At 35.1% G+C, this 5,178-nt stretch carries 5 protein-coding genes and 1 other RNA gene; 2 read left to right on the forward strand and 4 right to left on the reverse strand.

Annotation, left to right across the window (positions count from 1 at the left end):
* The 4 genes from AACY61_RS08250 to AACY61_RS08265 form a co-directional block, all read right to left on the reverse strand.
* On the reverse strand, positions 1-577 hold a 577-nt coding region (locus tag AACY61_RS08250), incomplete at its 3' end, for an Rnase Y domain-containing protein (protein ID WP_339611094.1).
* A gap of 52 nt (positions 578-629) precedes the next feature.
* Positions 630-751: non-coding RNA, 6S RNA (gene ssrS, locus AACY61_RS08255), on the reverse strand.
* A 52-nt stretch (positions 752-803) separates the two neighbouring features.
* Complete coding sequence (locus AACY61_RS08260; protein WP_339611095.1) at positions 804-1,094, reverse strand: cell division protein ZapA; 291 nt, start codon at positions 1,092-1,094, stop codon at positions 804-806.
* 7 nt (positions 1,095-1,101) lie between these two features.
* Entirely contained in the window at positions 1,102-1,392 is a 291-nt protein-coding gene (locus AACY61_RS08265; protein WP_339611096.1) for a hypothetical protein, read from the reverse strand.
* A gap of 159 nt (positions 1,393-1,551) precedes the next feature.
* Between AACY61_RS08265 and AACY61_RS08270 the strand changes: the two genes are divergently transcribed.
* The gene (locus tag AACY61_RS08270) at positions 1,552-3,270 is read left to right on the forward strand and encodes a M23 family metallopeptidase (protein ID WP_339611097.1); all 1,719 of its coding nucleotides are present in this window, start codon (positions 1,552-1,554) and stop codon (positions 3,268-3,270) included.
* The coding region (locus AACY61_RS08275) for a carboxypeptidase-like regulatory domain-containing protein (RefSeq protein ID WP_339611098.1) at positions 3,224-5,178 on the forward strand (1,955 nt) is incomplete at its 3' end. The genes AACY61_RS08270 and AACY61_RS08275, both read left to right, overlap by 47 nt.

Here is a 5,178-nt window from a genome sequence, read left to right on the forward strand (position 1 = left end):
TTTTAGCTTCCTGTTGAGCAGTTAGCTTTGCTTCTTCTACAGAATTTTGAATGAATGCCATGGCATCAGTTTTGGCTTCCTCTTTGATCGTTTCAAAAAGTTGCGCTTTAGCATCCTGAGCAGACAATGAAGAAATCACTTCAAGTTGTTCTATCTGGCTTCTGTATAGTTTGTCAACTTCAGTTTGTTTTTTGTCAAGAAAGTCAAGTTTTTCCTGATATTCTTTGATTTGATCTTCAAGTTCTGAATTGAGCTTTTTATTTTTTGAAAGCTCATTTGAAACCTGCGATTCTTTATCGCGAGCTCTTTTTTCAGCTTCAGCGATTTTTTTATCGCGGCTCAAAATCACTTTTTCATGCTCAGATTTAAGTTCGATGAACTTTTCCTTGGCTTGAAGAATTTTGTCTTTTTTTATTGTCTCTGCTTCAGATTTTGCTTCCTTCAAAATGTTTGAAGCTGTTTTTTTGGCAGATTTTACAAGGTTTGAACCATTGTTTTTTTCAATCATTTTGGCCAATAAAAAACCCAATGCAATTCCTATTACTCCTATTGCTATTATTAAAAATAAACTATCCATGTTGGTTAAATTTAGATAAAAAAAAAGCCTACATTAATACGTTGATTTGTATAAACTCCTTAAAATCAGGTTTAGGGCTACTAAGATGATCAATAATCCGTCAGTCAGTAATTTTACTGAGACGGCACGCTTTTACATCTTGAACTCACCCTTTTTAAAGAGATCGTGTTGAGTTTATCAAAATTTGTAATAATGTAGGCAGTACCTTATTATATTTAAAAGAACGTTATGTTAAAAATTCCTGCAAAGTCTCATTAAGGGCTTGCAGCCTTTCTTCTGTAATTGCAAAATCGTTTTCTTTGCTTACTGATTTTTGTTCTGTTTGGGCTGCAAATTGTAAGGCACACATTGCTAATACATCTTGTTTATCCCTTACAGCATAATTTTGTTCAAACTGCTTGATCATTTCTTCTATCTTTTTGGTTGCTCTTCGCAGACCTTCCTCCTGATTTGGGTTCACCGTTAAGGGATATACCCTGTCAGCAATCGATAGTTTTATTTTCAATTGGTTTGACATACTTAATTTAATTGCTCAATTGTGAAATACAACCATCGATTTCACGAATCAAAGCGTTTATTTTGAGTTTAGTTTCTCGTTTAAATTGGTCACTGCCTAACATAGCATTGGCAACTCTTAAATTGTCTGTTTGATCTTTCCATTGTTCCAACTCTTCACGTGTTTTGGAGTGTTGAAGCTTTTCTTGAGCCAACTCTTTTTCCAAACCAGAATTAATTTGCTTTAAACTTTCATAACTATGAAGCAGCTTACTAATTCTATTTTCAAGAGTATCAACAATTTCAGAAAGAGAACCCATTAAAAATGTATATCAATGCTAATTACACAAAGTTAAGATACCAAATGAAATAAGCCAACATTTTTAAATCTTTTTTTATAATAATATTTGTTTAGTTTTTGAGTTGTGAAATAAGAGTATTTGTAATATCTTGTAACTTTAAAGGTTTATTTTTAAAATATGAACAGGCTTTTAGCGGGACTTTTTTTAATTTCTTTTGTTTGCTTTTCACAGGAAGACACTTATTTTGAAAGTTATTTATCGGATGAAAAAATACTGGTAGATTACTTTTCTTACCCTTTAGATATACCCATTCAATTATCAGGAACTTTTGGCGAGTTGAGAAACAACCACTTTCACGCAGGTTTGGATATTCGCACCCAAATGAAAGAAGGTATTCCGGTTTATGCTGCTGCTGATGGTTTTGTAAACAGAATTAAAGTTGCACATTTTGGTTATGGCAAAGCGTTATACATTCAACACCCCAATGGGTATTCAACAGTGTATGCTCATCTTCAAAAATATGCAGCAGCCATTGAATCTTATGTCAAAAATGTACAATATGAAAAAGAGTCCTATGAAATAGAAAGCTTTCCAACACAAAACCAACTAATTGTTAAAAAAGGAGATCTTATTGGTTATACCGGTAATACAGGAAGTAGTGGCGGACCTCATTTACATTTTGAAATTAGGGACCACGCCTCCAGGCCTATGAATCCTAAACTTTTTGGCATAGTTGTAGACGATACCAGAAAACCGCTTATAAACAGTGTATTTGTATACCCAGTTAGTGAAGATTCACATGTTTTTCAGGATGCAAACCCTAAACAATTAAGGCTTATTCCAAAAAATGACGGCAATTTTGTAGCCGAAAAAATTACTGCATTTGGCACCTTAGGCTTTGGCCTTTCTGCAAATGATCAACAAAACGCTGCCAATAACCGAAATGGTGTTTTTAGAATCCAAACCAACCACAATGGCGAAAATTGTCTCGATCTTGTCTTTGACAAAATTTCATTTAGTGAAACACGTTACATAAATCGTTTTATTGATTATGGATTTTACAAAGAAAAAAAATCGCGGATCCAAAAGTTATTTGTTGAAAAAAACAATCCGTTAAGTATTTTTAAAAACACAAAAAATAATGGGTTTATAACAATTAATGATGGCTATAACTCAGTATATACAATCTTAGTTTCAGATTTTAACGGAAACAAGGTCACTATTACAGTTCCTATTGAAGGATTAAAAGACACAATTACAACCTCAAAAAAAATAGATGATTTTAACCATACAGTCTACGAACGTGAAGGTGCAGATATTAAGGAAGGTAAATTTACTATTAACATACCACCAAGAAGTTTTTATGATGATGTAAAGCTACAAATTACTTCAGACGGAAATACTTTAAATTTTCACAAAGACAACATCCCAATTCATTCATACATCACGATTACTGCCGATATATCTAATTTTGATACCCCGGACAAAGACAAGGTATATATTGGAAAATTAAATTATCGGGGGGTGCCATATTACAGTAACACGGAAAGAAATGGGGATGTTATTTCTATAAGGGTAAGAGAGTTTGGTGATTATGGTTTAGGAGTAGATACTGTAGCTCCTACAATCTCACCGGTAAATTTTTCTGATGGCAAATGGATTAGTAATCACAAAACATTACAAATTAAAATAGATGACAACCTAAGTGGCATCAAAAGTTACCGTGCTACCATTAATGGTCAATGGATTTTAATGGAGTATGAATACAAAAAGAAAATATTGACATACCATTTTGACGACCACAATATTCCGGAAACTGAAAACAATTTTAAACTTATTGTTACTGATAATGTTGGAAATAATTCTAAATTTGAAGCAACTTTTTTCAGAAAATAAAAATACACATTTGAAAGCTACTATCTTCTTCCAACTCATCCTTGTCTTTTTAATTGGCAATAGTATTTACGCACAAACAGCAACCATAAAAGGAGTGATTCTCGATGCAGATAATCAACCCGTTCCAGGTGTGAATGTTACTTATAATGCATCGGGAACCCTGTCAGACTTTAGTGGTTTTTACATACTGGAAGTGCCTGCCAATCAAGAGTTGACCATCAATTTCTCACATATAAGTTTTAAAAACTTTTCGCTGGAAATAAATTTTGAATCCAATGAAGATTTTGAATTTAACCCGATCATGGAATTTGATATTGAAGGAATCGATGAAGTGATTATTTCCAGCAGACAAAACAAACAAGTGCAAGGCATTGTAAACCTAACTCCGGAAACCATCAGAAAAACCCCAGGCGCTCAGGCAGGAGTAGAAAACCTTTTAAAGTCTCTACCGGGGGTGAGCGGTAATAACGAATTGAGCACACAATATGCTGTGAGAGGCGGTAATTATGATGAAAACTTAGTATACGTAAATGAAATTGAAGTTTACAGACCCTTTCTAATAAGAAGTGGCCAACAAGAAGGCTTGAGTTTTGTAAACAGTGACCTTACATCTAATGTTGATTTTTCGGCTGGGGGGTTTCAGGCAAAATACGGAGACAAACTTTCTTCTGTTTTAGACATTACCTACAGGCGTCCTGTTTCCTTTGATGCCACTGTTGACCTAAGTCTTTTAGGCGGAACTATATCTGCTGGTGGGATTTCAAAAAACGGACGCTTGACAGCTATAGGAGGAATCAGGTACAGAAATAATAGTCTATTGGTAAATGCCAAAGAAACCGAAACAAATTTCAAACCCGTTTTTGCAGATGCCCAGACTTACCTCACATACAAAGTTAATAACAAACTGGAAATTGGCTTTTTAGGTAATATTTCTCTGAATGAATACAGTTACAAACCCTTAACCCGTCAAACCAATTTTGGAACACTTGCAGACCCAAGAGCATTGCTTATTTTTTATGAAGGTCAAGAGGAAGACCGTTATGAAACCTATTTTGGTGCATTTAAAGCCACTTATGCCGCAAATCAAAACCTAACTTTAAAATTCATTGCTTCTACCTATCATACCAAAGAACAGGAACATTTTGATATTTTAGCACAATACCGCATTGGTGAAGTCAATTCTGATATTGGTTCAAGTGACCTTGGTGAAGTTGAATTCAGCCGTGCAATTGGCTCTCAACTCACTCATGCCAGAAATGACCTAGATGCATTGATTTACAATTTGGAGCACAAAGGTGATTATTCAGTCAATGACAATCAGTTTCAATACGGTATAAAATACACTCGTGAAGATATTAGAGATCGTGTTCAGGAATATGAAGTCATTGATTCAGCAGGGTTTTCAATTCGCCCGCCAGGAATCGAATACATCAATACACAGCCCTACGATCCATTTGATGCGCCATTGGTTCCTTATAATGATATAGATGCCTTAAACGATGTACAAATCAACAGAATCTCCGGGTTTTTGCAATGGAGTAAGCGAACCAGCTTGGGAGCGCACGAGTTGTGGCTCAATGCCGGTGTGCGGGCTCACAACTGGACTGTAAGCGGCCAAGATATTGAAACCACAACACAAACAGTTTTTAGCCCACGTGCTCAGGTAGCTATAAAACCTGACTGGGAGTCTGATATGTTATTCAGACTTTCCGGAGGATTTTATCACCAGCCCCCCTTTTACCGAGAACTTAGAGACTCTACCGGAACAGTTAGACCTAATGTCAAAGCACAGCAATCAATTCATATTGTTCTTGGGAATGATTATAGTTTCAAAATGTGGGATCGCAAGTTTAGATTAAATTCTGAAATTTACTACAAACACTTAACTGACGTAAACCCATATACTTT

It is taken from the genome of uncultured Planktosalinus sp. (assembly GCF_963973675.1).
GTDB lineage: Bacteria > Bacteroidota > Bacteroidia > Flavobacteriales > Flavobacteriaceae > Planktosalinus.